Annotated in this window: 25 protein-coding genes; 4 read left to right on the top strand and 21 right to left on the bottom strand. The window is 36.4% G+C overall.

The features are described 5' to 3' along the window. Window positions 1–75 precede the first annotated feature (75 nt). The 14 genes from DYE60_RS03010 to DYE60_RS02945 form a co-directional block, all read right to left on the bottom strand. Window positions 76–747, bottom strand: a complete 672-nt coding sequence (locus DYE60_RS03010) for a DUF799 domain-containing protein (RefSeq protein ID WP_115315163.1) — start codon at window positions 745–747, stop codon at window positions 76–78. Next, window positions 747–1,124, bottom strand: coding sequence for a DUF4810 domain-containing protein (locus tag DYE60_RS03005; protein WP_115315162.1), 378 nt, complete (start codon window positions 1,122–1,124; stop codon window positions 747–749). The genes DYE60_RS03010 and DYE60_RS03005 overlap by 1 nt, the downstream gene beginning before the upstream one ends. Before the next feature lie 10 nt (window positions 1,125–1,134). Beyond that, window positions 1,135–1,800, bottom strand: coding sequence for a CsgG/HfaB family protein (locus DYE60_RS03000; RefSeq protein WP_115315161.1), 666 nt, complete (start codon window positions 1,798–1,800; stop codon window positions 1,135–1,137). A gap of 102 nt (window positions 1,801–1,902) precedes the next feature. Then, window positions 1,903–2,769, bottom strand: a complete 867-nt coding sequence (sucD, locus tag DYE60_RS02995) for a succinate--CoA ligase subunit alpha (RefSeq protein ID WP_115315160.1) — start codon at window positions 2,767–2,769, stop codon at window positions 1,903–1,905. Between the two features lie 11 nt (window positions 2,770–2,780). Continuing rightward, window positions 2,781–3,944: an ADP-forming succinate--CoA ligase subunit beta gene (gene sucC / locus DYE60_RS02990; protein ID WP_115315159.1), complete on the bottom strand. Its 1,164-nt coding sequence runs from the start codon at window positions 3,942–3,944 to the stop codon at window positions 2,781–2,783. Between the two features lie 223 nt (window positions 3,945–4,167). Then, a complete protein-coding gene (locus tag DYE60_RS02985) occupies window positions 4,168–4,944 on the bottom strand; it encodes a HugZ family pyridoxamine 5'-phosphate oxidase (RefSeq protein WP_115315158.1) in 777 nt (258 codons plus the stop codon). Window positions 4,945–5,127: 183 nt separating this feature from the next. Then, window positions 5,128–6,561 (bottom strand): NAD-dependent succinate-semialdehyde dehydrogenase, encoded by a 1,434-nt coding sequence (locus tag DYE60_RS02980; RefSeq protein ID WP_115315157.1) that lies wholly within the window; start codon window positions 6,559–6,561, stop codon window positions 5,128–5,130. Between the two features lie 31 nt (window positions 6,562–6,592). After that, window positions 6,593–7,066: a Cys-tRNA(Pro) deacylase gene (gene ybaK, locus DYE60_RS02975; RefSeq protein WP_115315156.1), complete on the bottom strand. Its 474-nt coding sequence runs from the start codon at window positions 7,064–7,066 to the stop codon at window positions 6,593–6,595. A gap of 86 nt (window positions 7,067–7,152) precedes the next feature. Continuing rightward, window positions 7,153–7,965, bottom strand: a complete 813-nt coding sequence (dapB, locus tag DYE60_RS02970) for a 4-hydroxy-tetrahydrodipicolinate reductase (RefSeq protein ID WP_115315155.1) — start codon at window positions 7,963–7,965, stop codon at window positions 7,153–7,155. Between the two features lie 123 nt (window positions 7,966–8,088). Beyond that, window positions 8,089–8,424 carry an AzlD domain-containing protein gene (locus DYE60_RS02965; RefSeq protein WP_115315154.1) on the bottom strand — a complete coding sequence of 112 codons (336 nt, stop codon included), beginning with the start codon at window positions 8,422–8,424 and terminating at the stop codon, window positions 8,089–8,091. Then, entirely contained in the window at window positions 8,421–9,116 is a 696-nt protein-coding gene (locus DYE60_RS02960; RefSeq protein ID WP_115315153.1) for an AzlC family ABC transporter permease, read from the bottom strand. Before DYE60_RS02960 ends, DYE60_RS02965 begins: the two co-directional genes overlap by 4 nt. Before the next feature lie 16 nt (window positions 9,117–9,132). Continuing rightward, window positions 9,133–9,384, bottom strand: a complete 252-nt coding sequence (locus DYE60_RS02955) for a transporter suffix domain-containing protein (RefSeq protein ID WP_115315152.1) — start codon at window positions 9,382–9,384, stop codon at window positions 9,133–9,135. A gap of 64 nt (window positions 9,385–9,448) precedes the next feature. Then, window positions 9,449–10,531, bottom strand: a complete 1,083-nt coding sequence (serC, locus tag DYE60_RS02950) for a 3-phosphoserine/phosphohydroxythreonine transaminase (protein WP_115315151.1) — start codon at window positions 10,529–10,531, stop codon at window positions 9,449–9,451. Between the two features lie 84 nt (window positions 10,532–10,615). Continuing rightward, on the bottom strand, window positions 10,616–12,946 hold the full coding sequence (locus DYE60_RS02945) for a DNA internalization-related competence protein ComEC/Rec2 (RefSeq protein WP_115315150.1): 2,331 nt from the start codon (window positions 12,944–12,946) through the stop codon (window positions 10,616–10,618). Window positions 12,947–13,147: 201 nt separating this feature from the next. On the opposite strand from DYE60_RS02945, the gene sucA reads away from it, so the two are divergent. Next, on the top strand, window positions 13,148–15,964 hold the full coding sequence (gene sucA, locus DYE60_RS02940) for a 2-oxoglutarate dehydrogenase E1 component (RefSeq protein WP_115315149.1): 2,817 nt from the start codon (window positions 13,148–13,150) through the stop codon (window positions 15,962–15,964). 25 nt (window positions 15,965–15,989) lie between these two features. Further along, window positions 15,990–17,207 carry a 2-oxoglutarate dehydrogenase complex dihydrolipoyllysine-residue succinyltransferase gene (gene odhB / locus DYE60_RS02935; protein WP_115315148.1) on the top strand — a complete coding sequence of 406 codons (1,218 nt, stop codon included), beginning with the start codon at window positions 15,990–15,992 and terminating at the stop codon, window positions 17,205–17,207. 190 nt (window positions 17,208–17,397) lie between these two features. Here the strand turns inward: odhB and DYE60_RS02930 are convergent, their stop codons facing one another. The 7 genes from DYE60_RS02930 to pdxR form a co-directional block, all read right to left on the bottom strand. Then, window positions 17,398–17,682 carry a hypothetical protein gene (locus DYE60_RS02930; RefSeq protein WP_115315147.1) on the bottom strand — a complete coding sequence of 95 codons (285 nt, stop codon included), beginning with the start codon at window positions 17,680–17,682 and terminating at the stop codon, window positions 17,398–17,400. Between the two features lie 211 nt (window positions 17,683–17,893). After that, complete coding sequence (locus DYE60_RS02925) at window positions 17,894–18,457, bottom strand: anthranilate synthase component II (protein WP_115315146.1); 564 nt, start codon at window positions 18,455–18,457, stop codon at window positions 17,894–17,896. A gap of 13 nt (window positions 18,458–18,470) precedes the next feature. Then, window positions 18,471–19,298, bottom strand: coding sequence for a bis(5'-nucleosyl)-tetraphosphatase (symmetrical) ApaH (gene apaH / locus DYE60_RS02920; RefSeq protein WP_115315145.1), 828 nt, complete (start codon window positions 19,296–19,298; stop codon window positions 18,471–18,473). A 3-nt stretch (window positions 19,299–19,301) separates the two neighbouring features. Continuing rightward, window positions 19,302–19,919, bottom strand: a complete 618-nt coding sequence (locus DYE60_RS02915) for a TIGR04211 family SH3 domain-containing protein (protein WP_115315144.1) — start codon at window positions 19,917–19,919, stop codon at window positions 19,302–19,304. Window positions 19,920–19,988: 69 nt separating this feature from the next. After that, complete coding sequence (locus DYE60_RS02910; RefSeq protein ID WP_115315143.1) at window positions 19,989–21,248, bottom strand: inorganic phosphate transporter; 1,260 nt, start codon at window positions 21,246–21,248, stop codon at window positions 19,989–19,991. 14 nt (window positions 21,249–21,262) lie between these two features. Then, on the bottom strand, window positions 21,263–21,943 hold the full coding sequence (locus DYE60_RS02905) for a TIGR00153 family protein (protein ID WP_115315142.1): 681 nt from the start codon (window positions 21,941–21,943) through the stop codon (window positions 21,263–21,265). A gap of 532 nt (window positions 21,944–22,475) precedes the next feature. Further along, window positions 22,476–23,903 (bottom strand): MocR-like pyridoxine biosynthesis transcription factor PdxR, encoded by a 1,428-nt coding sequence (gene pdxR, locus DYE60_RS02900; RefSeq protein WP_115315141.1) that lies wholly within the window; start codon window positions 23,901–23,903, stop codon window positions 22,476–22,478. 121 nt (window positions 23,904–24,024) lie between these two features. Between pdxR and pdxS the strand changes: the two genes are divergently transcribed. Both pdxS and pdxT read left to right on the top strand, forming a co-directional pair. Further along, the gene (gene pdxS, locus DYE60_RS02895; RefSeq protein WP_115315140.1) at window positions 24,025–24,915 is read left to right on the top strand and encodes a pyridoxal 5'-phosphate synthase lyase subunit PdxS; all 891 of its coding nucleotides are present in this window, start codon (window positions 24,025–24,027) and stop codon (window positions 24,913–24,915) included. A 6-nt stretch (window positions 24,916–24,921) separates the two neighbouring features. Next, on the top strand, window positions 24,922–25,500 hold the full coding sequence (gene pdxT / locus DYE60_RS02890) for a pyridoxal 5'-phosphate synthase glutaminase subunit PdxT (protein WP_115315139.1): 579 nt from the start codon (window positions 24,922–24,924) through the stop codon (window positions 25,498–25,500). The last annotated feature ends 32 nt before the right edge of the window (window positions 25,501–25,532 follow it).

Below are 25,532 nucleotides of genomic sequence, written 5' to 3'. Positions count from 1 at the left end.
CCTGAGAATATTTTCACTTCTGACATGATTGAAAAATAAAAAAGGGCTATAAAAATTTATAGCCCTTAAGAAAGGTTATTTAGTTTGTAGCTGTGGATCTTTTTTATATAAAGGATGTTTTGGACCATAAAGGATGTTTCCATTATGTCCAGTATTAAATAATTGGGCGGTTGTTTGCCCAGCTACTTTATAACCTTTATCTGTTACCGTATTGATGATTTGATTAACCACCGCAGCAAGTAATGAGCCTAAAACTCCACCATTTTGGTTTTGGTTATCACGTGTTGCAATTCTAGCACTACCAGACCATAATGTTTGCCCCGATTTTAAATCGACCAACTTCGCTGTAGCAGAAACCGTCGTTACGCTATCTAACACTCGATAACTTGAACCGTATTCATCTACGGTCATATACATCACAGCATCAGCACCAAAAATCTGATGTAGTTTTTTCGTGTTTATACTCTGAATATCATTTCCGTTTGTTACACCATTTTCCTTAAATAACTCATTAACTAACGTAACCGGAAAAACGTAGTAGCCGTTTTCTGCCAATGGCATTGTTGCTTGAGCTAACACTGCAACATCAGCTTTTACTTCTGGGGAATTATTTTGAGGAAGAACCAATAAAATTGATTTTGGATTACTGCTCTGTAATGCCGAATAATCATAAGGTGTTGACTGATTAGCACAACCAGATAATAATGCAGCGGATAAAGAAGCCAACAATAAATAGCGTTTTTTCATTATTTAACCTCTCCTTTTTGCATTTTTAATGAATTATTTTTACGTTGTAAAAACTGAATAAAATTCGCAGACTCTGGATAAAGTGTCATTTCTTTTTGGAAATACGACTGAGCTTGTGAAGACATTCCTTGTTTTAATGAAATCAATCCTAAATGAGCATAAATACCTGGTCCTACTTGTTTACCTGATTTCTGAGCTTGACTGATAATTTGTAACATATTCTCTTGTTGTTGATCCAACGAGGTCTCATCACCGTAATATGAATAAATAGCATCTGAGTAATTTCCCCAATAATAAAGAGAAGTGTTAGGTGATTGACAACCAACCACCGCTAACCCGCATAATAAAACAGGAACCAATTTCAATGTTTTTAACATTAACCTCTCCTTATTTACTTGGTGTCCATTGACCTGATTCAATACCTTTTACTAAATTATTGACAGCTTCACGTATTGCTAAATCTAACACTTTACCATTTAATGTTGCATCGTATCCTGCTGTACCACCAAATCCAATAATTTCTCTATTAGATAAACTATATTCTCCAGCACCAAAAGAAGAATAAACAACTTCAGATGTATTAACATTTAATACATTTAATGCGACTTTCGCATAAGCAATCTGTTGTTTACCACGACCTAAAATACCGAATAATTGATGGTCACCTACGCTTTTACGACCAAATTCAGTAACATCACCAGTAATAACATAAGTTGCACCTTTTAAATGCTGTTTTTTACCCGTGATTTTTGCTTCTTTTGCCATTTCAGTTAAATTAGCACGTTCTAGAACAGAAAAACGTCCAGTCTGTTGCAAATGTGTCAGTAAAATCGTCTTCGATTGGTTACCTAAACGATCACTACCATCAGAAAAAATACCGTTTTGATAACTTGACCGATTATTAAATTTACCCAATGCAATAGGTGATTTTTGACCGTGATAAGCGGTATTATAGGTTGCTACTTTTTGTGTTTCGACGACTCTAGAGCCTTCAGTTGCACAACCAACAAGAGTAAGAACAGAAAGTCCAACGATAGGTAAGAATTTTTTCATAAATTTTCCTTAATTAGAGATGAGATTCGAAAGAGATATTAGATCATTTATTCATTATCGTCTAGTAGATTAACTATTATTTTTTCAGCAAAAATCGTTTTTTTATAAAGCTAAATCAAGTTGCTTTCCAATCTCTGTCAAGCTATTAACCGTCATCACCCCCGCCTCTTGCAATACTCTGTATTTTTCTTCTGCTGTACCTTTACTGCCACTAATAATTGCTCCCGCATGTCCCATTCGTTTGCCTTTTGGGGCGGTTATTCCCGCAATATACGCAACAACAGGTTTAGTGATATGGTGTTTAATAAATTCAGCTGCTTCTTCTTCGGCTGAACCGCCAATTTCACCAATCATTACTATTGCTTCGGTTTGGGGATCATTTTCAAATAATTTCAAAATATCGACAAAATTTGAGCCTGAAATCGGATCGCCTCCAATACCTACACAAGTCGATTGTCCTAGTCCTGCATCGGTGGTTTGTTTTACAGCTTCATAAGTTAGCGTGCCAGAGCGGGAAACAATCCCAATTTTGCCTTTTTTATGAATGCTTGCTGGCATAATTCCAACTTTACATTCATCAGGTGTAATCACACCGGGGCAGTTTGGCCCAATCATCATTACACCACTTTGATTTAAACGTTGTTTTACATCTAACATATCTAACGTTGGAATACCTTCTGTTATGCAAATAATCAGCTTAATTCCACCATCAATCGCTTCTAAAATTGCATCTTTACAGCCACTCGCCGGTACATAAATCACCGACACCGTCGCACCAGTTTGCGTGACAGCGTCTCGTACAGTATTAAAAACAGGTAAGCCTAAATGTGTTGTCCCGCCTTTATTTGGCGATACGCCACCAACCAGTTGCGTTCCATAGGCTAAGGCATCAGTACAATGCAATGTGCCTTGACTCCCCGTAAATCCCTGACAAATTACTTTTGTGTTTTTATCAATTAAAATCGCCATATTCGTTCCTTTTACTGCTCTTCCGCTATTTGAACAACTAACTGTGTCGCTTCGCTAAGTGTCGTCGTACTCATAATATTCAAATCACATTCTGAAAGAATTTGATGTGCGATTTCCGCATTATTGCCTTCCAAACGCACCACAACAGGAATTTGAATACCGATTTCATTTACCGCTGCAATAATTCCTTTTGCGATTAGATCACAACGTACAATACCGCCAAAAATATTGACTAAAATAACCTTGATATCGTGATCTGATAAGATAAGTTTAAAGGCTTCCGTGACACGCTCAATGGTAATTTTTCCGCCAACATCAAGAAAATTAGCAGGGTGTCCGCCAAAGGCTTTAATACTATCCATTGTACCCATTGCAAGCCCAGCCCCATTCACCACACAGCCAATATTTCCTTTTAAGGCGACATAATTTAAGTGATAGGATTCTGCAATTACTTCACGAGGATCTTGCTGAGTCGGATCATTCATTTGCTGTAACTCAGGCTGGCGATACAACGCGTTATCATCCACAATCATTTTAGCGTCTAAACAAACCAAATCGCCTTTTTCTGTTACCGCCAATGGATTGATTTCTAATAACGATAAATCTTTTTGCTTAAATAACGCCACTAATTGCAGAAAAATATGCGTAAATTGTTTAACTTGCTCACCTTGTAAACCTAACTTAAACGCTAGCTCTCGCCCTTGATAAGGCATTGCACCCAAAGGATCAATCACTATTTTATGAATTAAATCAGGCTCTGCTTCTGCCACATCTTCAATATTCACGCCCCCTTTACTTGACGCAACAAATACAATTTTTTGCAAAGCACGATCAATCGCAACGCTAACATAAAGCTCACGTTCTATGTTTGTACTTTCTTCTACATAAATTGTATTCACTGGTAATCCAATCGTATCAGTTTGATAAGTCACTAAACGTCTGCCAAACCACCTTTGTGAAAAAGATAATGCTGCCTCTTCATTATTAACGACTTGAATTCCGCCTGATTTGCCACGACCACCTGTATGAACTTGGCATTTTAAGACCCATTGTTCAGCTGGAATTTGTTGTAAAGCGTGTTTAATTTGGGCTGTATTTTGACAAGCAATACCTTGAGGAATAGTAATGCGATAATGATTAAGAAGTTGTTTTGCTTGATACTCGTGTAAATTCATCTATTTTACCACTTCATATGGAAATATAAGCGGTTACTTTAGCAGAAAATTTTGCAAATAAAAGAGAGGAGAAAAAGTTATTGAGCATTCCGTAAATTTTTATAAAAAAATAACCGCTTGTCGTTGTGTTTTATTAAAAAACTTTTTACAAGCGGTCAGATTTTTTTACAAATTTACAAAAAATAGTTTATAACATTTGAACTTAGCAATGATGTTATTAACGCTATGCTTTCGCCATTTTTACTAATTGAACACGAGCCATTTTCGCATCTAATGCCTCTTCTTCAAAAGCAATAAAATGAAGGCGATTATGATAGGAAATAGTCACGCCAAATTGATTAACCGCAACCATTTCAGGTACAACACCTAATTGTAACTTGATACTATTTTGAGTAAGGTATTTTTCCATTGCTTCAATATGATCTTTATTCATATGCTCAATGATTTTTAATTCCGTTTCCTCATCAAAGACTGATGCTCTTTTTAACACGTCAGCCTCAACCCAAGCAATTCGTCCAAAACCTAAAATAACGCGTGCTATTTTTACATCTAGACGATAAAACTTAAATTCATGAAAATTTTCATACATTTTTGCTCTTGGATAATGACGGAAATAATGGTTTCTTACTCGCATTAAATCAGCTTGATCAGTAATTTCAACTAGATCCCCCATTACACCTAAACGCCAACCCGTTTCAATACGATGATTACGATTTACTTCACGCATAAATAATGAAGCCTTTGGATTTTCAAGAATATTTTTAGTACGTTCAGCAACAGCTGCAGTATACACAACAGGACAACCGGTATGATCAATCACAAAAGGAGCAACCGATCCCATAGGGTAACCTGCTGATTTACTTTCTTCACGACTAATCGTGCTTAATTCACCGGCAAAATTGGTAAGATAAATATTTTGAGCATCAACATCCCCACTGCTATAACGGTTATGTTGCTTCATATTTTCATCTGTAATTTTAACTTGTGAGGATTCCATCATTTTATTTTCCTTTTTAATACGCTATTTGTCGGTAGCTTGATTTAGGATTTAATTATCATTTGTATCTAATACCGTGTCAATAAATTTTACAAAAATGTTTTATTTGTTAAAAATTTGTATAACACAAATAAATGGAATCTTATTTGTTTTTGTAAATTTATCTAAAAATATGACCGCTTCACACTAATCTAAATCCACACAAAGATATTTAAGTTCTAAATAATCATCAACGCCATATTTACTGCCTTCTCGCCCTAGACCACTAAGTTTTACACCACCAAATGGAGCAACTTCATTGCTCATTATCCCTGTGTTAATCCCAACCATTCCATATTCTAAGGCTTCAGACACTCGCCATTGTCGTGCAGTATCTTGGGTAAAAACATAACTCGCTAAACCAAATTCGGTATCATTCGCCATTTGTATCACTTCATCTTCCGTCTCAAATTTGAATAATGGACAAAGTGGACCAAAGGTTTCCTCTTTTGCAACTAACATTTGTTGAGTCACATCTCGTAGTAAGGTCGGTTCAAAGAAGGTTTTACCTAATTCACTACGTTTGCCCCCGACCAAACAAGATGCCCCTTTTGATAAGGCATCTTCAATATGTTGCTCGACTTTTAACACCGCTTTTTCATCAATAAGTGGACCTTGATTAACCCCGTCTTCTAACCCATTCCCTAATTTAAGAAATTGCATTTTTTCAACTAACTTAGTCGCTAAAGCTTCATAAATTGAACGATGGGCATAAACACGATTTGTACATACACAAGTTTGCCCACTATTACGGAATTTACTGGCTAAAATCCCTTCAGCCGCTTTATCAAGATCGGCATCTTCAAATACTATAAGCGGTGCATTTCCGCCTAATTCAAGGCTGAGTTTTTTAATATGATTGGCACTATTTTTAAAGATCAACGCTCCCACTTCTGTTGAACCGGTAAAGCTGATTTTACGAATTAAAGAATGCTGAGTGAAAGTATCACTAATTTCGCTTGCTTTACCATTGACGATCACAAAAAGATCCTGCGGAATACCCGCTTGATACGCTAGCTCTGCCAAAGCATAAGCACTTAATGGGGTTTGTGTCGCAGGTTTCACCAACATAGCACAACCCACTGCTAATGCGGGTGCGGCTTTACGAGCAATCATTGCCGCTGGAAAATTCCAAGGTGTAATTGCCGCAGTCACACCAATCGGCTGCTTTATCACCATCAATTTTTGCGTACTCTTTACGCTTGTTAAAATATCCCCATCAATACGGCGAGCTTCTTCAGCAAACCAACGAATAAAGGAAGCGGCATAATCCATCTCCCCCATCGCTTCCGTTAAACACTTCCCTTGCTCCATTGTCATTAAGCGAGCCAATGGTGCTTTATGTTGTTTAATTAAATGATACCAATACCATAAAATATCAGCACGTTCTAAAGCTGTTTTTGATGCCCATTGTTTTTGAGCAATGCCCGCTTTTTCAATTTTTTGATTGAGTTCTTGAAATGAAGTACGTTTAACATAAGCGATAATCTCTAAAGTTGCAGGATTAACAACCTCAAAATGATTTTCTGCTTGTTGAAAACAAATATCTGAATGCATTAAGAATGGTTTAATTTTTTGCATTTTCTTGTCCTTATTTGACCGCTTCTATTTCTTAACTATTTTTAATCGCCATAAACTTAGCATTTGTTAATGATGCTAAATCTTGTGGTGAAATTTCTAGCTCTAACCCACGCTTTCCACCTGAAACAAAAATAGTGTCAAATTCTTTGGCTGACTGATCAATAATGGTGGGTAATCGTTTCTTTTGCCCCAGTGGACTAATCCCACCGAGTAAATAACCCGTTGTTTTTTGTGCTAACTGTTTATCTGCCATTTCGACTTTTTTAGTTTGTAACGCCTGTGCAGACAGTTTTAAATTTAATGTAGAAGAGACCGGTACAACCATTACAGCAAGTGAGTTAGAATTATTTTGATTAACGAGCAATGTTTTAAACACTTGTTTTGGCTCTAACCCCAACATATCAACCACTTCTTTACCAAAATCAGTATTATTGGGGTTATGCTCGTAGCTATGCAATTTAAAGGTAATCTTGTTCTTCTTCAGTAGATTTATCGCAGGTGTCATTATCTCTCCTTGAAACAGATTTCACTTTTTTATGACTGAGCTTACCAAAGACATACTTATATGACGATAAGCTCTGTAATTTAGGATTATAATTTATCCAATCCCAAGACATCTGTCATATCAAATAATCCATTCTCTTTTTGGGTTAACCATTTAGCTGCACGTACAGCTCCATTTGCAAAAGTCATTCGACTAGATGCTTTATGAGAAATCTCTACGCGTTCCCCTTCATCTGCAAACCACACGCTATGCTCGCCAACCACATCGCCTGCACGAATAGTGGCAAAACCAATTTCATCACGCTTGCGTTCTCCAGTGATTCCTTCACGAGCAAATACGCCGTGTGTTTTGAGATCACGATCTAATACTTTAGCAATATGCTCCCCCATTGAAAGTGCTGTACCTGATGGTGCATCGACTTTATGACGATGATGAGCTTCAATCACTTCAATATCACAATAATCACCCATTACTTTGGCGGCTTTTTCGAGCAGTTTAAAAACAAGATTTACGCCCACACTGTAATTTGAGGCAAACACAATCGGAATTTCTTTTGACGCATTTTCAATAGCAAGCTTGCCTTCATCATCAAATCCTGTTGTACCAATCACCATTTTTTTATTATTTGCGACACAGAAAACTAAGTGTTCTAGTGTCCCTTCTGGACGTGTAAAATCGATCAATAAATCAAAATTATCCACTTGGCTTTCAAGATCGTCTGAAACAGCAACACCTAACGAGCCAATACCCGCTAATTCCCCAGCATCAGCCCCTACTAATGATGAACCTTTACGTTCAAACGCTGCTGACAACGTGACATTGTCACCATTGTTTACTGCACAAATTAACTGACGCCCCATTCTACCGCCAGCCCCAACTACTGCTATTCTTAATGTCATATCTGTTCCTTAAAAAGTGTAAATTTTTGATAAAAAATAATCGCTTATGATAAGTTTAAATATAAAAAAATGCTACTAAAAAATAGAGTAGCATTTTTTGTTAAAACTAAATAATATTCCTTATTACAACATAAACCTTAGCCCATAAAATAGTCCCATACTTAAAAGAATCACAACAAAAGTGTGACGAATAAGTAAGCTAAGAATAATCGTCCCCACTCCCGCTAAAAAATAACTGTTATGTAACAAACTTGAAAGTTGATGGGTTTCAAATGCGGATTTGAATAAAATCGGGGTAAACATTGCGGTTAGCACACAAGGTGCGGTGAACAAGAGAATATTTCTTACTTTATTATTCAAATTTATTTTAAAACTGCGAGTGAAAAATGAATAACGAATTGAAAACGTGATTATCGCCATCAGTAAAATTGCGAATGTAAAATAAGATGAGGTAATCATTTTAACGCTCCCCTATTCACTGCGTACCCAACAGACATCCCAATAAGGGCAGAAAAGACTAATCCTTGTTGAACGTTAAAATAGCTGAAAATAAGCATACAAATTGCACTCATCAAACTCGCTATCAAAATGGCTTTTGTCTTAATCATTGGCACAACCATTGCAATAAAGGTGGCGGCAATCGCAAAATCAAAACCAAGTTGATCAATATCTTTCAATAAAGTCGCAGAGTAAATGCCGACAAAAGTCGCCATATTCCATATCAGGTAAAACGAAAAGCCAGCAATAACCGCAAACCAATAATCAAAATAGCCTTTTTTATGTTGATCGGCTTGTGCTACAACAAACATTTCATCGGTTAATAAAAAAGCAAAGATGATCCGCTTAATCAAAGGCAATTTTACAATTTCACTATGAAAGGTCGCCGAGTAAAGCAAATGTCTTGCACCAATCATTGCGGTACTGTTAATTAACGCCGACCACGTTCCCCCTGCCCCTAAAAGTGCAATTCCTGAAAGCTGTGCTGCACCAGCAAAGATTAAAAGTGATGTCAGTTGTCCTTGAAGTGGCGTTAAACCTGCTTGCATTGCCAACGTGCCACACAAAATCCCCCAAGGAATACAAGAAATAGATAGAGGTAAAATGGCCATTGTGGCGGAGAGTGATTTGACAAAAATTCCTTGTTTTTTCATTCTTTTTCCTTTGTTCCTATTCCCTTTTAGTTTTTGCCCATTGTGTAATGGTTTGAGTGACCTTCTTAAAGAACCCTTTTATTGCTGCCATAAACTCCGAGCCTAATAAAAGCGTCGATACCCAAAAGAAAATCTCACCCAAAATAAGCATTATTGTGGTCATCGTTGCAACCATTGCAGTACTTAAATCAAAGAATGGAAGCAACGCTATCACGCCCCAAGCGAGCCAAGATAATATAAATAAGGTATAGCCTATTGTTTTTTTCATGTTATGTTGTATTTGCAAATTTTAATCAAAATATACCCGCTATAATTGACTTATTGCGAATGACTTAAGCATAACGCGCTTCAAAATCTTTCATAAAGCGAATCAAGGTATCAATTCCTTCCATTGGCATTGCGTTATAAATTGATGCACGCATTCCGCCAAGCACTTTATGCCCTTTTAGAGCTTGTAAGTTATTTTCTAAAGCTTCTGCAACAAATTTTGCATCTAATTCTTCATTGCCTGTCACAAAGGTTACATTCATTCTTGAACGGTTTTGTGGTGCGACCACATTTGAGAATAACGAGCTTTGATCAATAAAATCATAAAGCCTTTGAGCTTTGGCAATATTATGTTTTTCAACTTCTGCGACACCGCCTAAATCTAATAAATGTTTGAAAACAAGTGAACATAAATACCACGCAAAAGTCGGAGGGGTGTTGATCATTGAATCCGCTTTTTGCTGAACAGCATAATCCCAAACTTGCGGTGTCATTGACATTGCATTGCCGATTAAATCATTACGAATAATCACAATTGTGATCCCTGACGGACCTAAATTCTTTTGAGCCCCTGCGTAAATAATCCCAAATTTAGACACATCAATCTGACGAGAAAGAATAGTTGATGACATATCCGCCACCAATACGGCATTGCCCACTTTTGGTACATCAAAAATCTCTACACCACTGATCGTTTCATTCGGACAATAATGCACATAATCGTACTGCTCTGCCACATCTTCAAAATCTAACTCAATGACTGCCGTTTTTTCACTTTGTGGCTCTAAAATATCAATTTCTGTGACTTCGGTATATTTAGACGCTTCATTTGCTGCCATTTTTGACCAGTGTCCACTCGTTAAATATAACGCTTTTCCTTTTTGAGTTAAATTCATCGGAATGGCGGAAAACTGCCCTTTTGCCCCACCTTGCAAAAATAAAACACTGTAATTATCAGGAATATTGTAGAGTGATCTTAAATCCTTTTCAGACTGCTCCGCTAATGCCATAAAAGGTTTACCTCGATGGCTCACTTCCATCACTGAAACACCCAAATTATCCCAATTTTTAAGTTCTTGTTGTGCCTGATCTAAAACTGCTTGTGGGATCATCGCAGGCCCTGCACTAAAATTATAAACTTGTGTCATATTTGCTTTCCTTAACTATAAAAAATTATGCTATTTCTATCATTTTCAATCTATTGGATCAATTATTTTTTTATAAATTTCACATTAAAACAGCTGATTATACCAAGCACGCTCTTTTCCCTTTGTTATCTTGATTTCATAACCGTTATTATCAAAATCCACCGCTATCATTCCTACTTTTGCCGTATCTAGCACCTGAATATTCCTTTCTTTTAACCGCTTAATGACATTCTTATTCGGTAAATGCCACATATTCCAACGCCCTGTTGAAATCATCACAAATTTAGGCTGAGTGTAATTGAGTAACGTATAGCTTGTGCTTGTTTTACTGCCGTGATGTGGCACTTGTAAAAAATCTATTTTCCCTATTTTTGGAGCAAAATATGGCTCTTGTTTTTGCGTAATATCCCCTGTTAAAAGCAATCTAAAATCATAAATTTTGACTAAAATCACACAAGAATTTGCATTTTTTGATCTAAAAACGCCCGCTTGTGATGGCTTTGGATAATAACTTTGTAAGTGAAAATCTCCAAATTGCCATTGTTTTCCTTCAATACAAATTTCAGGCTGACGATCTGCGTATTTTTGCTGACTTGATGAAATCAATCTTGCTTTTGGATAGGCTTTTAAAATATCCGTCACTCCACCTGAATGATCCCGATCATCGTGGCTTAAAAAGATCGCCTCAACCTCAATATCGTTACGTTTTAAATAAGGTAAAATTTCGAGCTTTGCCATTGAATTTTGAGCCTTACCTTTGCCCCAACTGCCCCCTGTATCATAAAGGATCGCTCTCGTTTGCAAGCCTTTTCTATACACCAAAGCATTCGCTAATCCCTGCCCCACATCAAAGGTAATCCATTGGGCTTTGGGCAAGGTAAAAAAATAGCCATAAAATGCACCGTTAAACAAGAATGTGATAAATGTAATATATCGCCACCACACTTTAATTTTTTGATTTAACCACGCATATAACAGCATTAAAACCGCAAAATTGAGGGTTAGAATTTGCCATTGTTGATATTGGCTCAATGTCATCCAGTTATGTGATAACGGCGTTAAAATTTCAAGGCTGATTTGTAATAAATAATCGGTTATTTGCCACGTTTCTAACATATTATTGGTGATCAACGAGAATAAAATCATAGGTACAATAATTAAGCTATAAAAAGGCACGATACTTAAATTAGCCACAAAAGAATAAGGCGAGATACCTTCAAAAAAGTAAAATTGAACTGGGGCAAAAAGCAATAAAATACCGATTTGTAAATGCACAAGAGCAACGATAAAATGCATGATTTTGTTTGATTGCCCTGTGTTTTTCAAAGGTAACAGTGCAATAATTTGCTTTAACGGAAAATAGCGATACCAAATAATCAGACAAAGCACAGCCAAAATAGAGAGCCAAAAACTGCTTGATAATAATGTGATCGGATCACAGATTAACAATAACGCAATAATCCGCCACCAAAGTTGCATTGGTGTGTAATGTCGGCGAGCTAATTGACAGGCTAACACCATACTGATTGCCAATAATGCCCTTAATGTTGGCATGGAAAAGTTTGCAAGAAAGGCATAGCCTATCGCACAACTTAGCCCAAAAAGTAACGGCAAGCGGTAAGATAATCCCCACTTTTTGCAAATTTCACTCAAAATTTGACCGCTTATCTGTGTTGAAAAAAGCAATATTCCATATTGTAAAAGTTTTATGAGCCAGAAACTGAGCCACGCCACCAAGCCAATATGCAACCCTGAAATCGCAATTAAATGTGCGGTGGCTGTTTGCTTGAAAACGTGCCAATGCTGATTATCCAACCAAGCTCGCTCCCCAAAACCTAAGGCAAGGATAAGCCCTTGCGTAGCTAGATTTTTTGTCTGAGATTTAACATTATTCAACCATTGTGTGCGTATCGATTGTTCCGTTGTTTTTTCTAAAACACTCGCTTGCTTAACTGTTGCAATCCCCTTGATATGATTTGCAAAATACCATTGTTGTTTATTGAAATTACCCTTATTCAACCGACTTGATATAGGGCGGATTTTTAAGTTTGCTTGATAACTTTTTTCTAATTTTAACGGTTCTTTGGTTTGCCATTTGAGATACAGCTTTAAACCATTTCCTAATTGCCCGATTGCCGTTTGATAATCGGTATCGTGTAAAATTTGAGTGATTTTAACCTTTGCATTAGTTTGATAAGCGGTAATATTTTGTGCATTTTTTGCAATTTTTTGAACTTGATAAAAGCTGACTAATATTATTAAAAATAATATTCCCCAACTCAACTTTTTACAGAAAATCGTTAGTAATAAGAATGCGGCACTGATGGAAATTACCATAGAAAAACAATCTAAGGGTAACCATAAAAGTGGCAATAACAATAAACAAAATAAAATGCAAAAACGATCTAAATTCATTCATCTCAATCTTTAAAAATTTAAAGACAGTATGCAAATTTATCGCCTTTTTATCTGTTATTTCCTTGAACTTATCGATCCAGATCACAAATTTTGTTTTTGCTTTGTTAAAAAATTGTGTTTTTTGTAATAATTAAAGTTTTTTTTTTCTGTTTAAGGCATAATATACGGCACTTAAAAAGACCAAATCAGGTAAGCAATATGCAAAATACTGAACATAAAAATTTTAATGATTGGCTGAATTCTTCTGCGTTAAATGGGGCGAGTCAATCTTACATTGAAGATATTTATGAACAATATCTTGATGATCCTACAACGGTTGAAGCGAGCTGGCGTGCTATTTTCGACCAATTTCCTGCGCCATCTCATTCTGAGCAAGCACATTCATCTGTTAAAGATTATTTCCGTCGTTTAGCTAAAACCAATAAAACAGCGACCGTGATCGACAATGAAGCAAGTGCAAAACTCGTTAAATTATTACAATTTATCAATGCCCACCGTTTTCGTGGCTATTTAGAAGCAAATCTTGACCCTTTAAATTATTATCGCTGGAAAGTATCAAGCGTACCTGAATTGGATTACCGTTATCACGGTTTTAGTGATGCTGATTTAGATGAAACTTTTACCATCAATCGCTATGTTTACAACAGAGAAACCATTACGCTTCGTGAACTCGCTCAAAATCTAAAAGAGACTTACTGTGGCACGATTGGGCTTGAATTTATGCACGTACAAGATCAAGAACAAAAAATGTGGTTACAAGCAAAAATGGAAAGTATATTAAACAAACCACTTTTTACACCACAAGAAAAAGTGAAATTCTTGGAGGAATTAACCGCAGCGGACGGAATTGAACGTTATCTTGGGGCAAAATTTCCCGGGGCAAAACGTTTCTCACTAGAAGGAAGTGATGCCTTTATTCCGATGATGAAAGAAATCATTCGCCACGCTGGTCGTCAAGGTATGTCTGATGTCACAATGGGAATGGCACACCGTGGGCGTTTAAATATGCTTATCAATGTGTTAGGTAAAAAACCTGCAGAACTGTTTGATGAATTTTCAGGAAAGCATACTGGCGATAGAACAGGTGATGTGAAATATCATCAAGGTTTTTCTTCTCACTTCGCGGTGGACGACAAACTAATGCACTTAGTGCTTGCCTTTAACCCTTCTCATTTAGAAATTGTAAACCCTGTGGTTATTGGTTCAACCCGTGCGAGACAAACACGTAAAAATGACACTGAACACAACAAAGTGCTAGCAGTGACAGTTCACGGCGATTCTGCGATTGCAGGACAAGGCGTGGTGCAAGAAACCTTAAATATGTCCCACGCACGAGGTTATACTGTTGGCGGTGCGATTCGTATTGTGATCAATAATCAAATTGGTTTTACTACGTCAAATCCTCGTGACACTCGCTCTACTGAATTCTGTACTGATATTGCAAAAATGGTGCAAGCACCGATTATTCACGTCAATGGTGATGATCCTGAAGCGGTCGCTTTTGCGGCACAAATGGCAGTGGAATATCGTGCATTATTTAAACGAGATATTTTTATTGAACTGATTTCTTATCGTCGTCACGGACATAATGAAGCTGATGAGCCAATGGCAACACAGCCGATGATGTACAGCATTATCAAAAAGCACCCAACACCTCGTAAAATTTATGCAGATCGTTTAATTAACGAAGACGTTGTGACCGAAGAACAAGTAACGGAAATTATGAACCTTTACCGTGATGCCTTAGATAACGGCGATTGTGTCGTGCCTGAGTGGCGACATATGGATAAAACCAAAGCGGATTGGGTGGCTTATCTTAACCACGAATGGACAGATCCTTACGAGAGTAAATTTGATCAAGATCGCTTTACTACCCTTGCAAAACGTGTGGCAAGCTATCCTGAAACGGTTGTGCCACAATCACGCGTCGCAAAAATCTATCAAGATCGTCAAACAATGGCAAATGGCGAAAAACTTTATGATTGGGGAATGGCAGAAATAATGGCGTATGCGACTCTACTTGATGAAGGGTTGAATATTCGTTTATCGGGCGAAGACGCTGGACGTGGGACGTTCTTCCATCGTCATAGTGTGATCCATAATCAAAAAGACGGTACGGGCTATATTCCATTAACTAATTTACATTCAAACCAAGGGCATTTTGAAGTTTGGGATTCGGTGTTATCCGAAGAGGCCGTGCTTGCTTTTGAATATGGTTACGCCGTAACACTACCAAAAACCTTAACTATTTGGGAAGCACAATTTGGTGACTTTGCAAATGGGGCTCAGATTGTAATTGACCAATTTATCAGCTCTGGCGAACAAAAATGGGGGCGTATGTGTGGCTTGGTAATGCTACTTCCACACGGCTATGAAGGGCAAGGTCCTGAGCATTCCTCTGCTCGTTTAGAACGTTATTTACAGCTATGTGCCCAACATAATATGCAAGTTTGCGAGCCTTCAACACCAGCACAGGTTTACCATATGTTACGTCGTCAAGCGATTCGTAAAATGCGTCGTCCGTTAATCGTATTATCGCCAAAATCATTATTAAGACACCCGCTTGCAGTTTCAACACAAGATGAATTAGTAAATGGCACATTCCAAAATGTGATTGGTGAAATTGATAATCTTGATCCAAAACAAGTAAAACGTGTCGTGCTTTGCTCTGGTAAAGTCTATTACGACTTACTTGAACAACGTCGTAAAAATCAACAAAATGATGTGGCAATTATTCGTATTGAGCAACTTTATCCTTATCCACTTGAAGATGTGCTTAAAATACTTAAACCTTATCATCACGTTAAAGATTATGTATGGTGTCAAGAAGAACCACAAAATCAAGGTGCTTGGTATTCAAGTAAACACCATTTTGAAGAATCTATTCCTAAAAAAGCGAATTTACGCTATGCAGGACGTGAAGCCTCCGCCTCCCCAGCAGCAGGAAGTATGACGCTACACACGCAACAACAAAAACAGCTGGTTGATGATGCATTAACCCTATTGACCAAATAAAAAGCAAAGAAAAGGAAAATATAATATGACAATTGAAATTCTTGTGCCTGATTTACCTGAATCCGTTGCCGATGCAACCGTTGCCACTTGGCATAAAAAAGTGGGCGATATCATAAAAAGAGATGATATTTTAGTTGATATTGAAACAGACAAAGTCGTACTTGAAGTGCCAGCTGAAAAAGACGGTATTTTGACAGAAATTATCCACCTAGAAGGTGCAACCGTAACCAGTAAACAACTGATTGCAAAATTAAGTACCGTTCAAGAAAATGATGGCAAAGTAACCACTGCGACAATCAATCAAAATGAAGCAACACCATTAGATCGCCGAACAGCGACCATTGAACTCGACAGCCATTTATCATCAAATGGTGATCAAGGTCCTGCGATTCGTCGCCTTTTAGCTGAACATAGCTTAAACGCTGATGATATTAAAGGTACAGGGGTAGGTGGACGTATTACTCGCCAAGATATTGAAGCGATCGTGAATGTACCAAAAGAGATTAAGCCACAAGCAGCCACAGAAACCTTTGTTAATCTCAATCATAACGAAAAACGCGTACCGATGACTCGTTTACGTAAACGTATTGCTGAGCGTCTGTTAGAAGCCAAAAACACCACTGCAATGCTAACGACCTTTAATGAAGTTGATATGCAACCGATAATGGATCTACGTAAAACCTATGGCGAACGCTTTGAAAAGCAACATAGTGTACGTTTAGGCTTTATGTCTTTCTACGTTAAGGCCGTTGTTGAAGCACTAAAACGCTACCCCGAAATCAATGCGTCTATTGATAATGATGATGTGATTTATCACAACTATTTTGATATTAGCATTGCGGTTTCTACGCCTCGTGGCTTAGTCACACCCGTTCTGCGTGATTGCGATCAAATGAGTATGGCTGAAATTGAAAAAGCCATTAAAGATCTTGCGATTAAAGGACAAGAAGGTAAATTAACCGTAGAAGATCTCACTGGAGGGACATTCACCATTACCAATGGTGGCGTATTCGGTTCATTGATGTCCACACCAATTATCAATCCGCCACAAAGTGCAATCTTGGGAATGCACACCATCAAAGATCGCCCTGTGGCAGTCAATGGTGAAGTGGTTATCCGCCCAATGATGTATCTTGCCCTTTCTTATGATCATCGCTTGATTGATGGCAAAGAATCAGTAGGTTTCTTGGTCACCATTAAAGATTTATTGGAAGATCCAACAAGATTGTTGTTAGATATATAGAGTTAAAATAATATTTTCAATAACCAAAAAGCTCCTTTACCTATGTAAAAGAGCTTTTTTATATCCTAAATTGACCTAAATTTTTTATAACCGACTATTATTCATACTTCATATCCGAAGAAAAATAGGTTAAGTATTCAAACATTTAGATTCAATCTAATTATATTTAAAAAGATTAAGAATTACAGGTCTAATTCTCGTTTAATTCAAAATAATCAATATGTTTTTTATAAGATGATGAGATAAAATCTACATCTATATCTCTAAATATATCCAATTTTTTATTTTCAGTAGGAATAGTTAAACGATAATTCTTACTCATAAGAGAATATTTATCATTAGCTGGAGATATAATTTTTGACTTTAATTGCTTTATAACTTCTGGAAACAATATTAAAGAAAGATCTTTTTGAGGAATAAATAAATTGTAGACTAAAGAAATAATAAGTGCCGATAAAAAAAGGGATTTTTTCATTTATATTCCTCCTTTAATATATTTTTATACTATTACGCTCATTTTCCTAGAAATAATGATTTATTACAACAAATAAATTTATATTATTTGTATTAAATCAATATATTAAATAATATGAAAGTAACAATATTTTATTTACTGAAAGATGGTTCAATACTCTACCAAAATTAGCATAAATAACACTCAATAAAATTTTTTCTCTATTTTTATATTATATTCTTAGCCAATTTAATAATATTTCTTTTCCAAATTCTGTCATAAATGACTCAGGATGAAATTGAACACCATAGATTGGTAATGTTTGATGTGCTACTGCCATCACAACTTGTTCGTCACAGATAGCTGTAATGTCAAGTGAAGAAGAATGCAAAGAATCTGATGAGATAGTCCAAGAGTGATATAGACCGACATCAAATTGTGAGGGAAGAGAGTCAAAAATAGCGTTTTGTTTAACACAATGGATTTGCTTTCTTTGTCCGTGTCTGACTTTATTTAAGTTATACAGTTCACCACCAAAATATTCACATAATACTTGATGCCCCAAACAAACACCTAAAATAGATTTCGTTTGAGCATAGCATTGCAACATTTCAAATAATTTAGGATAAGATCTTGGTACATCAGGACCTGGTGAAATCAAAATATGACTATATTTTTCAACAATGGCTAAATCTAAATCTTCAACTAAGATAACATCGACCCTAGAGCCAATTTTACGAAATAAATCCACTAAATTAAATGTAAAAGAATCGTGATTATCAATAATCAATACCATCAAATTATCCTTATCACGCATTTTTTAATACATCTAGCTTTTTCTGTGTAAATATTTGTTTATCTTCCCATCGAATCATTGTGAGTTTGTTACCCCAAACACACCCCGTATCCAGAGCATAAATATTACTCGGAGTCGGATAATCCAACATTGCAGCCCAGTGTCCAAATAAAATACTATGAGTTTGATAAAGTGGATTATCAAATTCAAACCACGGTTTTAATTCTTCTGGTGCTTCTTTTGGAGGTAATTTGCAGTGAAAATCTAATTCTTTTCGAGCAGTGCAGAATCGCATTCTTGTTAAAGAATTTATAGTATAACGATAACGCTGAATTTCTGTAAGTTCATCTTGCCAATTAAGCGGTTCATTTTGATACATATTTTGTAATAATTCAGCGTAATGATCACTTCGTAGAATAACTTCCACTTCTTTAGCAGCGTTTTTTGCAGTAAGTAAATCCCACTCAGGACTAATACCAGCGTGGGATAATAAAAAACCATACTTTTTATGTTCTACCAATAAAGGTTGATTACGCAACCAATCTAATAACTCTTCTCTATCTTCAGCTTGAAATAAAGCGGTCAGATTATCTCGTGAATTTGCAGATTTTATACCGAGATTGGTTGCTAATAAATGTAAATCGTGATTGCCTAATACTGTTGTGGCTCGATCGCCTAATGATTTAACAAAACGTAAACATTCTAATGATTGTTCTCCACGAGCTATCAAATCCCCTGTCAATAAAAGTTCATCATTGCAAGGATTAAAATCAACTTTTTGAAGTAACTGCTTTAACTCATCAAAACAGCCATGTAAATCACCAACAATATAGGTTGCCATCAATTACACCCAACCATTATTACGTCTTCTTTTTGGTAAAATGAATGGGATGATAAGTCCAAGTAACAAACCTACACCTAACACAATCCCACCATACATAAACCACTTGATCATTATCTCGCGTTGTTCAACGTCTTGCATAATTTCTAGTTCTTTATTCTTATTCTTTAATACACTTACTTCACGTTTTAATTGTGCATTTATATCTAATAAATCACTACTTTGCTGCTCTGCTTGACCTAAACGACGACGAATCTCTTTTGTTCGCTGATTCCAATCATCATCAATCTTATTTAATTTTAATGATAATTCTTCAACTTGCTTTTCTAATGTCGGTATTCTGCTTTTTGCACTTGGCTCATTAGTTAATTTATTATTTAAAATCCATACTTGGCGATTTCTTGAATCTTGGATGAGTGAGTATTTCCCTCTTTTTTCCAAAACTGTTACTTTTTCGCCAGCTTTAACCGTCCCAGCAATACGATAATTATCGCCCGCACCACGTCTTACGTATTCGTTTAATTCATCAGTTACATAACGTGATTCACTTGCTTGAAGTGACATCGGTAAACTCGCTACCATCAATAAGATCGCGGTACATTTAGTGAGTTGCTTAATCATTTTTCCCTCATTTATGATAATTTAAAAAAGAAAGTGTCGTAACACTTCCTTTTGTTTTCCTTTTATATTCTAACGAAATATGAAATTTAAAATATGATAAATAACAATCGAAATTACTGCACCAGCAGGTAATGTAATTACCCAAGATGCCACAATATTTCTAATAACATTTAAATTTAGTGCAGCAATGCCTCGAGCAAATCCAACACCTAAAATCGCACCTACAAGTGTTTGTGTAGTAGAAATTGGTAATCCTGTTCCTGAAGCAATAACAACAGTTGTTGCACAAGCAAATTGTGCCGCAAAGCCACGACTAGGCGTTAATTCAGTAATCCCAGTACCAATCGTTCCCATTACTTTATAACCAAGAATGACTAAACCTGCAACAATTCCAATACCACCAAGAGGTAGAATCCAAGGTGCAAGTTCTGTTTTTCCAGCCACTTGCCCACCTGTTTCTACAATTGAAGCCACAGCAGACAATGGACCAATCGCATTAGCAACATCATTTGAACCATGAGCAAACGCCATCGCACAAGCTGTCGCAATCATTAAAATACCAAAGATTTTTTCCACACTGGCAAAATCATTGGTTTGAATTTTTTCAAATGCTGATCTCTTAAGATAAAAATAACACCCGATAGTTGCAAGAATGCCAATAATAAATGAAATAATAAATACTTCTGACCACTCTAAATGTAATCCAATGTGCTTTAACCCTTTTTTCATTGTAACAACACTAATGACCAATGCTGTTAATCCCATATAATATGGCGTATATTTTTTTGCATTTTTAACAGGTTCAGAAGTATCAAAAATCAAACGCTGTGTACTGATAAAGATAAGATATGCTACTACACCAGCAACAAAAGGTGTAACAAACCAACTACCAACAATGCCTGTAATCTTGCCCCACTCAACTGCACCAGCCCCCGCTGTTACACAGCCAAAACCGATAATTGCACCGATAATTGAGTGTGTTGTTGAAACTGGCCATCCCATACGAGATGCGATAAGCAACCAAGTTCCAGCTGAGAAAAGAGATGCCATCATCCCCAACACAAGCACATCTGGCATATCTGCATATAAACTAATATCAATAATGCCACCTTTAATCGTTTGGGTTACTTCCCCACCAGCAAGATAAGCCCCAGCAAATTCAAAAATAATTGCGATAATAATAGTTTGTTTAATAGTCAACACACCCGAGCCAACAGATGTTCCCATTGCATTTGACACATCATTAGCACCGATTCCGAAGGCCATAAAAAATCCGAATACAGCTGTAACCAGAATTAAAATATGACCATATTGTTGAATTAGTTCCATAATTCCTCCAAGTATTAGGATTTAGCAATCATCAGTTCAATTCGTGAACCAACACGCTGAGCTTGATCGGCTAAAACCCCAACCCACTCAATAATTTTATATAAAAACATTACATCAATAGGATTTAATTGTGATTCAAGCCCTAATAATTCTTTACGTAAAACACGTTGCAACTGATCAGTATCATCTTCAATTGCATCTAATTTAACAATCATATCATTAACAAAAGTTAACTCACGACCACGAAATCCTGTTTCTAATAACTCATCCATTTCACTAATTACTTTATGAGCCTGTTTTGCCGCATCGATACTACGAGCAACAAAATGTAAAAATGCAGGTTGTAATTCTTGTGGAATCAATAATTGACGACCAATCACACGTCCCGCAATATCTTTAGAAAAGTTAGCTAATTTATCCAACTGAGTCACAAGCTCCAATAAATCTGAGCGATCAACTGGCATAAACAAACCACGAGGTAGTTTTAAACGAATTTCACGTTTTAATAAATCGGCACGATGTTCTAATCTTCCAATTTTATGGCGATAATTTTCTGCTTCTTCCCAATTTTGTTCGAAAGTTTGTTCAAAAAAAGGTACAAGTAATTCACAGCTTTCTGTTACTTTTTGCGAATGTTTTTGTAATGGTTTAAAAGGCGATTCAGCAAATAATCCAAGAATATTATTCATAGCCATAATGGTATCTCCATTGAGTTTAAAAAATCTACACCTTTAAAAGGCAAATACTTGGTTATTTTACTTTATGTAGTTATAAAGATCATCTTTTAAAAAAATAAATTTTGATCTTGTTACAACCAAATCATTTACTTCGGTTAAATTATTATCATATTTGCAAAAATTCACAAAAATATGACCGCTTGTAATACGAATTTTACAGTGTAAATTTAGGAACGATCTCCAAATTAAACAAATCGTTAACCTAAAGTATTTTAATTTTATCAAAAACCTATAATTGTGCTTATTTTGTTATACCTTCTTCAATAAGCAATTAACTGCAAACTCAACTTTATTTTTTAAATACTTTTCGCCCGATAAATACGAAGCCTCGTAATGCGAGATGATATTCATCACCAGCAAAAAGAATCTTATTAAGAAGATTAACACCTTTTGCTACTCCAAAAGGAACGATTAGTTTTGTAATAAATAAAAATAGATATTTTTCATTTTCTTCTCTTTTTGAATAAACCAGATAAAAAAGAGAAGAAAACTAATCTTTTTTAACTCCCCAATTTTCCAATAAAATCGCTATTCCTTGTTCCAGCTCTCTTTCATTCAAATCCCCAAAACCAAGCACAAATAAGGGCTTATTTTGCCAATTTATAGGATAAATTTTAATTTTACTCTGTTCGGCTAAGTCCATTAACTGTTTTGATGATCGAGTTTCATTTTTCAATTCAATCAATAAATAAAACCCTGAACTTTCACCATAATAAGTGATTTTGTGACTATATGGCGTTAAAACACGACAAAGTTGCTCCATCTTGTTGCGGTATAATTTTCGCATTCGATTGATATGTTGCTCAAAAAATCCTTGTTGCATAAATAAACAGACCATTTGCTGATCTAAGCGTGATACCGAACAATTAAAATGTTGTTTAATCGGTTGATAATCTTGTAATAATGATTTGGGCAACACCATAAAACTGATACGAATCGACGGCATTAACAACTTAGACAACGATCCAAAATAGATCACTTTATCCGCTTGATCTAAACTTTGTAGCGAAGGAATCGGCTTACCTTGATAACGAAATTCGCCATCATAATCATCTTCAATCAGATAACGAGTCGGCTTCTCTTTTGCCCATTCTAATAACTGCTGGCGTTGTTCTATATTTAACACACTCCCAAAAGGATATTGATGTGAAGGCGTCAGATAAGCAACATCAATATTTTTTTGCAAAAAATCCGCCAAATCTAACCGCTTATCTTCTGCATTTATAGATAGCTTAACCCATCGTTTTTGATAAAGTCTTAATACATTCTCTACGATTCGATAACCAAACTCTTCCATACCATAAACAAGAGGTTTAGAATATTTCTGCTCTAAAATTAACATCAAGCACTGAATCAATTGCTCTACCCCAGAAGTAATCATAATCTGCTCTGCTTCACAACGCACCCCGCGAGATGCACTCAAATAGCTTGCCAACTGTTCTCTTAACGATAAATCGCCCTGCGTATCACTTAAATGCAATAAATGACGGTGGCTTTTATTTAAAATCTGCTTGCTTAATTTCTTCCATTTTTCAAAGGGAAAATGCTGGCTATCGATCCGATTTGGGTTAAAATCCACCTTATATTGTGATTTGTTAAGCGGTGTGATTTTTGGTGATTTTTGCAAATTTTTACAAAAATCTGACCGCTTATCCAATAACGTATCTCCCGCCTGCACATTCACAAAAAAGCCCACCTTTGACACACTCTCGATATAACCCTCTGCGATCAGCTGTGAATAGGCGGTTTCAATGGTATTTTGACTGATCTGTAAATATTGCGACAAACGGCGTTTTGAGGGTAATTTATCCCCTTTTTGTAACCGCTGTTCGTGAATAGCCGATTTTATTTGATCGATTAACTGCTGATAAAGTGGCTGTGAATTTTGTTTCTTGATGGTGTAGGCGATAAGTTGCATAGTTTTATTCCTTATAAAAACTGACCCCATAACTATATTAAAATCTGACACTTTTAACAAGTTCAATATTGCCTAAAAATGAAGCCAATTCTTACAATCACTTCAATAAGAGGAACTTAAAATGACAAACACTATTATCGGTTCAGATCTAGTAAAACGTGGTATGGCACAAATGCAAAAAGGTGGCGTAATTATGGACGTTGTGAATGCCGAACAAGCACGCATTGCTGAACAAGCGGGTGCAGTTGCAGTTATGGCGTTAGAGCGTGTGCCGTCTGATATCCGTAAAGCTGGAGGGGTCGCTCGTATGGCAAACCCTAAAATTGTGAAAGAAGTAATGGATGCGGTGTCTATTCCTGTTATGGCGAAAGCACGTATCGGACACATCACAGAAGCCCGTGTTCTGGAAGCAATGGGGGTGGATTACATTGATGAAAGCGAAGTGCTAACCCCTGCCGATGAAGAATTTCATTTGTTAAAAAGTGATTTTACCGTGCCTTTTGTGTGTGGCTGTCGTGACTTAGGTGAAGCGTTACGCCGTATCGGTGAAGGTGCGGCAATGTTGCGTACCAAAGGCGAACCAGGAACGGGAAATATCGTGGAAGCCGTTCGTCATATGCGTAAAGTCAATGCCCAAGTGCGTAAAGTGGTTTCAATGACCAATGATGAATTGATGACAGAAGCAAAACTTTTAGGTGCACCTTTTGAATTATTATTACAAATCAAACAATTAGGAAAATTACCTGTGGTAAACTTTGCTGCTGGTGGCGTTGCAACTCCTGCTGATGCGGCTCTAATGATGGAACTTGGTGCTGACGGTGTGTTTGTTGGTTCAGGCATTTTTAAATCAGAAAATCCTGAAAAATTTGCGAGAGCAATTGTTCAAGCAACCACCCATTATCGTGATTTTGATTTAATCGCACGTTTATCGGAAGATTTAGGCGAAGCGATGAAAGGTATTGAGATTTCAAAATTAAGCCTTGAAGATAGAATGCAAGAACGTGGTTGGTAATCTAAAATGAACGATTATTCTCACTTAAAAATTGGAGTGTTGGCATTGCAAGGGGCTGTTTCAGAACATCTTGCTCAAATTGAAAAACTAGGGGCAACTGCTGTGGCAGTTAAAAAAGTGGATCAATTAGAACAATTAGATGCAATCATTTTACCTGGTGGTGAAAGCACAGCAATTGGCAAGTTAATGCGTGAATATGGTTTTATCAAAGCTTTGCAAAATTTTGCTAAAAATCGACCGCTATTCGGCACTTGTGCTGGAATGATTCTGCTTGCTAAACATATTGTTGGTGGCGAGAGTTCACATCTTAATCTGATGGATATAACGGTACAACGTAACGCTTTTGGGCGACAAATCGCAAGTTTTCAAACAGATTTAACCATAAAAGGACTAAAAGGAACTGTGCCAGCAGTGTTTATCCGAGCCCCTTATATTGCAGAGATAAACAGTGATCAAGTTGAGGTTTTAGCTCAAATTGACGATCACGTTGTCCTTGCTAAACAAGGCAATCTTCTTGCTTGCTCATTTCATCCTGAACTCACTAACGACACTCAGGTTTTAGAATTATTCTTAAAAATGATTTAACGAAAATACCCTTATAATTTTCATATTATAAG

It is taken from the genome of Phocoenobacter uteri (assembly GCF_900454895.1).
GTDB classification, from domain to species: domain Bacteria; phylum Pseudomonadota; class Gammaproteobacteria; order Enterobacterales; family Pasteurellaceae; genus Phocoenobacter; species Phocoenobacter uteri.
This window is presented reverse-complemented; position numbering and strand designations above follow the sequence as displayed.